Consider the following 7,178-nt stretch of genomic DNA (forward strand, 5'->3'; position numbering starts at 1 on the left):
CGGACACACGACTGCATCTGACAGACGCTCGTATCAGCTCAAAAAATGTCTTGCTATGCAGGAGCCATCCACACAGGTCGTTCGCTGCAGTGCAAAATAGTCTTGGTTTCCGACAACTGTGTAGCAAATCCGTTTAAAATACTTGAGAACAAATCAGCTTTGTATTCAAGCATGAAGGGCCGGTACCCTTTGAGATGCACCGGCCCCCTTTTCTCAGACGATCTGCAGGCTGTTGTCGGTATCGAAGATCGTGACCGTCCCGAAGGTTTCGATACCGCTGACCGTGATCAGCAGATTGCCATCATCTTCTTCGACGGCGATATCGTTCATGTCGGTGTCTTGGAAGATCAGGTTGTCCAAATCGATACCATCACCAATGATCTGATCCGATCCGAAATCGCCAGAGAAGACGAACATGTCGGCGTTTGTGGCGCCAATGAACAGGTCATCGCCCGCGCCTCCGTCCATGATGTCCTTCCCGCGTCCACCATCGATGATGTCGTCTCCTGCACCACCGTGGATAAGATCGCGACCGCGACCGCCGGAGAGGTAGTCGTCACCATCTCCGCCATCGATTTTGTCAGCTCCGCGTCCACCGAGAATAAAGTCATCTCCGGCCAGTCCATTCAGGACATCACGGCCTGCAAGACCCACGATGACGTCATCCCCGCTGTCGCCGGTCAGTTCATCGCCACGGCGTGTGCCGACCAGGAACTGATCTTCCACCGGCTCCGGCGCTTCCAGCGTGAAGCTCGCCACAACCGGTTCATGATCCGAGGCAAAATCGGCGAAATCGTTGTTGACGTGAACAATATCAACATTGGCACCGGACAACAGACTGTCCGAGACGAAAATGTGATCCAACACCTGAGCATTACCCTGGAAGATGAAGGTATAGGCTTCGTCCCCTTCCAGTTGGTTGATTAGGTTAGTTAGAACCTTCTCCTCACCGACACCCGGCAAATCCTCGGACAATTCATCCGTGAACTCGAAGGTGTTGAGGTCGCCCAGAACTGCGATGTTGGCCTCACCATCTTCCGCAAGCAGACTGTCGACAACTTCATTGATCGCCTTGGCCTGTGCTTCACGCTCGGCTTCTCCACCCTGTGTAAAGGGCTGCGGTCCACCGAAGATCGGCTCGGACCCGAAGCGGGACGAGAAGTGGTTGTTGATGAGCGTGATCTCCTGCCCGTTGAAGGTAAAGACCCCCAGCAGCGGATCGCGCGAACCTTCAAATGCATCCGGGTTGGACACACCCATCTCTGCCAACACGTCGCTTTCCAGCGTCACAAACTCGTTCGCCTCGACCCGATCAGGGTTGTACAGGAACGCGTTGCGGATATTGCCGCCGGGAACGCCGCCGTTTTCGCCATCTTCGTCGACAATAGCGCTTTCAAAACTGTATTCAGGTCCGCCAGCGGCCACGATGGCATCCACAATGGCCTGAAGCGTTTCATCCGCGCTGAGCGTGCCGTCATCAGTGACGCCCGAGTCGTCCTGGATTTCCTGCAGTGCAAGAATGTCCGGGCTTCCCAGATTGCTGACGATCTGTTGCGCCAATTGCGCGATCTGATCAGCATCACCGTCATCCGGGTTCGACGTGACGTTCAGCACATTGTAGGTCGCAACTGTAAGTTCGCTTTCGGAACCCGCGATCTCGGTCACCTCAGCCGTGTTCGAGCTCGCCTCTTCCACGGTGAATTCTTCGGTGACATTGATCTCGTAGTTGCCAAAGCCGTAACCCACGACGCCAGTCACACTGCTAAGGTCATCACCCACATTCAGTTCGGGCGGTGTGAACCCATCCGGCAGCAATCCGCTGTCGTACTGGATCTGGATCCGTTCGGGGTTCAGATCGCCCAACCCGTCAGCATTGGCGTTCAGGTTCAGTGCACCCCGATCGTTCAGGCCCGGCGTTGTTCCTTCCCCATCATCAGCGACGACCCAGGTTTCGTTGAACCGGTTGGTGGCCGAGATCGCTACGGGATTGTCGACGGTGACCAGCATCCCTTCAAGGCTTTCATAGAAGTCGATCCCGTCGTTTTCAGGATCGAACTCGCCGGGCTCTTCCTGAAGATTCACCGGCAGCTCATCTTCGGAAATCACCACCTCGGTCGGGATCGGACGGCCATTGGCACCCAGAACGACCGCTTCGACAGTGTTGCCCGAGGACAGCACCTCTTCACTATCCGCGCTGATCTGAGTGATCGACAGATTGCCGGTTCCGGCACCGCCTGGAATGAACTCCGACACTTCGCCGTTGACCTTCACCTCATCCCCAACAACAACCGTTGGTGTAGAACCGGTGAAGACAAAGATGCCATCCGAGGTCGCGGTATTGCCATCACCTTCTGCGTCCTGAAGGTAGTAGCCGTTGCTGTCGACTGCCGTAACGATGCCTTTGGTTGTCACAACCTCACCATCATAGTCCGAGATGTGGCCCTCGCCCTGAATGTCCATGATCGTGGTGATCGGGTTCAGCTCGGAAAGATCGTAAACAGCTGTGGTCCCCGACACTTCGTAGGAAACAGCGATCTGAGCGTTGCCGGTTGTGCTTTCATCCGCCGGGATGAATGTGATCAACTCGGGCGAATGCAGCGCCGGTTCGCCTGCAGGGGCGTTATCGACATGCAGTGGTGGGATGTAGTTTACGAAGGTGGAGTTTGCTGGGTCAGAGATGTCATAGATCATGATCCCGCTGTCCCGCTCCAGCCCGATGAAGGCATAGGTGCTCTCGCCAATTTCACCAATGGTGATTGCTTCGGGCTCGGGGCCTTTGGCATCCGAACGGTCCTCTCCATCGTCGCCATCGTCATCATTGAAGCGTTCAGGCGCGATCTCGGCGATGATTTCTTCGAAATCGGAACCCGAGTCGAACACCAGATTGCCATCCGCATCAAAGATCGAGAACGAGCGCGAAGAGAAAGTGTGCAGAACGTCGATGTCTCCATCGCCATCGGTGTCGCCATCAACGGTCGAAACCTCCAGACGTTCCAGCCCAGTGATATCAACGCTCGGGTCGATCAAACCTGCAGCGGCCAAATCTTCGACACGCGCTTCGTCAAAACCGCGGCTGTCGCCTTCATTGGCTGTGGCAATGTAAGTCTGGCCATTCACCTCGAACGAGGCAATCGCATCCGGCATCCGGAAGCCAACCAGATTATCGAAATTGGTGATGTCGATCTCTCCGTTGTCGTTGGGGTCCAGCGCGCTTTCGCCACTGAAATCGACCGTGCCTAGTGAGAACACATCGACGACCGTGTTGGTCGCCAGATCGATCTTGGCAATCGCGTTGTTTTCCTGCAGCGACACAAAGGCGGTGGTACCGTCCGGGCTGATCGCGATGTATTCCGGTTCGATATCTTCAGCAAAGCTGACACCGTCCTGAATGCGGATGCCGGCTGCGCGGGCCTGCTCTTCCAGACCGTTAAATTGGGTGAAGTCCAGTATCTGCGCGCTTGGAGCAGCTGGGTCCGTTGTGTCGATGACCGCGACGGTACCCAGCGGGTTGTCGTCATTGTCGCTGTCGTCGTTCTTTTCGCCTTCACCGGCAACCAACAGCTGCGTGCCATCTTCGTTGAACGTCAACTGATCCGGCAGGTTACCAACTTCGATGGTCGAGATCAGTTCCTGAGTCTCGGCATCGAACAGCGCGACAAATCCGGGTTGTGACAGCATGGTTGTTTGGCCAAACACTGTCTGTTCGATCGGCGCGACTGAAATCGCAACTGCAACAACACCATTCTTGACCGCAACCGACTGCACGCCGTCATAGCCGTCCAAACCAGTCAGATCGATTGTCGCGGCCAACTCGTTGGCGGCCCCTGATGTTTCCGGGATCTCGAAGATGTCGATCCGGCCTTGCTCTCCGTTTGTGACGTAGAGCTTGCCATCCTCATGCGCGACCACCTCCGATGCACCGTCTCCACCTTCGCCCTCAAAGATCGCCAGGGTGTCGAACAGGATTTCTCCGGTGGGTTGAGGTGCCGGTTCTTCGGTTCCGTCCAGCACTGTGTCGTCTGTAAAGTTCAGGTTCTGAATGCGCCCGTCGCTGTCGCGCCCAACATCCGCTTCGTCAAATGCATTGGCGGCATCGCCAAAATTGTCGTTCAGATACTCGGCCAGTGCGTCCTGCTCGGTACCATCACTTGCAAAGGTCGCATCGCCGGTCAGGTTGCCGTCATCCACGCCGTCACCGTCCAGGTCGTTCAGATCCAGACGTTCGGCCTCGGGACCGGTCGGGAACGGATAGCCATCTCCACCGCCCGCAAGGAAGTTCAGTGTGACAATGCGTACTGTTTCCGTCGAATCGCCAACGATTTCACCGTTTTCAACCAGTTCCATGACCAGATTTCCGTCTTCGTCGAAAATCGCCGCAGTCTGGATACGTTCGCCCGCAGGCAGGTCCGGGTCGAATGCAAACTTGACGCCCGAGACCTGCGGGAATGAGCCCGCCACACCAGGCAAGCCGCTGATGCCGTGCTCCAGCACCTCCACAAGCTCCTGCTTGGTCAGGGTCAGTAGGGTCAGGGCGTTGTTGAAGGCCAATGTGGTCTGAATGTCGTTCTGGCTGATACCACCTTCGGGCTTGATAACGTTTCCGTCGCTGTCGACCAACTCACCATTCGGCAGACGCGTGGCCGAGGTGCCACCGGGCAGCACTACAGTTTCACCGATTGATGCCCGAATACCGCCACCGTTTTTGATCGAGACAAGAACATCAGCATCCGTTTCCTTGGCAATCGCCAGATTGGCATCGGCGGTCAGGTTGCCCAGATTGGTTTCCTGCGTACGCACACCATCGGGATCGGTTGGATCGTCTGTCCCCGAGCGGTTGCCGTTCAGAAAAACGTTCGACACACCAAACACATTGGATTCTGCAGCGATGATTTGCGCTTCAATCTCATCCACAATCTGCTGGATTTCAGGATCAACCAGGTTTTCCGCATTCAAGTCGGCAACGCCCTGATCATCCGTTGCGTAAGCACCGGATATATCCGAGTCATAGCTCGTTGGGATGATATTGCCCTCGTCATCGAAATCGATGACCAACCGGCCAACATATTTGTAAGAGCCGTCGGTATTCACAACTGCTGTTTGTGTGCCACCGGCATTGGTCACAAATTGCGGATACTCGCCCTGTACACTGTCATCATCGCGCGGTCTGTCATTATCATCAAACAAGCGTGTGTTTGACCCACCTGCCACGACGATATCTACATCCGTAAGCCGCTCGGCCAGGGCCAGCTCGATATCAAGGTTCTGCATATGCGCCAGCAGAACGACCTTGTTCAACGTCGGGTCCGCTGCCAGCAGCGCGTCCACCTCAGCCTGAATTTCGGCCGCCAGCGCATCCAACTGGTCCGGCGTTGGCGTCGCATCGAATGGCGCGGGTGAGACACCAACGCCACCGGGGCTGGAAATCGATGCCAGAGTTGGCGTGGTCGCTCCGACGACGCCGATATTCTCACCGTTCACGTCGATGACCACGGATGACGTAACCGAGTTTGCCTGCGGTGCTTGTCCGCCAGCAACCTCAAGGCCGGCCAGCGCGGGCTCGGTCGAGAAATCCAGATTCGCGGACAAATACGGGAAGGCCGCGCCCGCGAAGTCGCCGCCCAGAATGGTGCTGCCATCGCCCGCGCTTCCATCGATCAAGCTTGCCAGCAGTTCAGGCCCACGATCGAATTCATGGTTGCCAAGCGCAATGGCCTGCACGCCGAGTTCGTTCTGGATTTGAATGTCCGCGATCCCCTCGGCACCATACAGCACCTCAGAGGCACCAAAGAACACGCCGGGAATGAAAGCGTCGCCCGAGGATAGGAACAGCGTATTATCCTCGATCCCGTCATTGCCAAGATCCTGTGCTTTCAGCGCATTCACAACCGCAGACAGGTTCGGTGCGCTCGTGATGGCACTGGTCGATGCCTCCTGATCCGCAATGTGCAACAGCTCCAGCGTAAAAGCGCTGGTCGGGGCCAAAAAGGTCGGGTTCACTGTACCCAGTGTGTCGGCGATAGCCGGGTCAGTCGTGAACTCATCAACGCTGATCGAAACGCCGCTGGTGTTAAAAACCTCGGTGTCGCCAATAGTATTGACAGCGAAGAAATCGCCATCAGATCCACTGCGAAAAATCAACTGTGGCTCGGCCCCGGTAAAGGCAAAATCAACACCGCCGAGTTGAGCACCGTAGACGAAGCTTTCATCTGTTTCATTGTCTGGAACACCGACTGCGTCAAAAACGGTGTTGATGCCAAAAGTCGCGGGATCAACGTCCAGAACGCCATCATTGTCAGTGTCAAAATCGTCACCGACCACACCCGTAAACTCATCCACCAGAACATAGGTGAAGCTGGGATTCTCCAGGTCCGGAACCGATACGGTTAGAATTCCGTTCAGATCAAACACACCATTCACTTGAAAAGCGCGATCGACAGTTCCGGCTGACGATCCTTCGTCGCTTTCGATACTCAGCAGCCAGCCGGAAAAGCTCTGATTTGGCGTTCCGTACAATTCAATAGTCTGTGTTGACGGGTCGGACCCAGCCGGATTGGGCTGAAACTCGCTGATCAGAGCGTTCATCGATATTCCTTTCAAAATCCATGATGTGAATGTCAGTTTGCTAAGGGGCTCGCAGCCTGACGAGAGACAACGAGGTGTAAGATTTCATCACAGTTTGAAGAAAACGCGTCACATTGTTAACATTTTTGAAACAACAAGATGACACGGTGGAAGAGTGGTGATCGCCAGCAGTACAATGCATGCACGAAGGCCGTCGATCCAATACGTGCAAACCCTGCATTGTGCTGAACAGCGTAGCAACGAGGTGACATCCAGAGCGCCGATACGTTACTGATGCATTGGAAAAGAGGGCAATTTCACAACCTCAGTGAACCATCGGCTTTCCCCGCAGAAGGCTGAACACCGACACGCCTCATGAGCTCCGGAAGTACAGAGGCGCTTCGTTCTTATGAGCATCTGCGGGACTCTCCACACTCAACAATAGGACATCCGTTCCAATCCATCGGAGGTTCACTGCCTAGACCCGACATTAAATCACAACCCGGCAACTCGAATGATCGTTGGGCATCTCGAAGGTCTTGTGTGGATGGCTCCTGCATAGCAAGACATTTTTTGAGCTGATACGAGCGTCTGTCAGATGCAGTCGTGTGTCCGGC

At 55.5% G+C, this 7,178-nt stretch carries 1 protein-coding gene; it reads right to left on the bottom strand.

Annotated features, from left to right (window positions below):
* Positions 1-213 precede the first annotated feature (213 nt).
* Entirely contained in the window at positions 214-6,582 is a 6,369-nt protein-coding gene (locus AC2FFE_RS20755) for a choice-of-anchor I family protein (protein ID WP_496847599.1), read from the bottom strand.
* Between the last annotated feature and the right edge of the window lie 596 nt (positions 6,583-7,178).

Source organism: Ruegeria sp. YTSA168 (assembly GCF_059610045.1).

Excerpts from the sequence above, each read along its gene's own strand:
- AC2FFE_RS20755 (WP_496847599.1), bottom strand. The coding sequence starts at position 6,582 with ATGAACGCTCTGATCAGCGAGTTTCAGCCCAATCCGGCTGGGTCCGAC.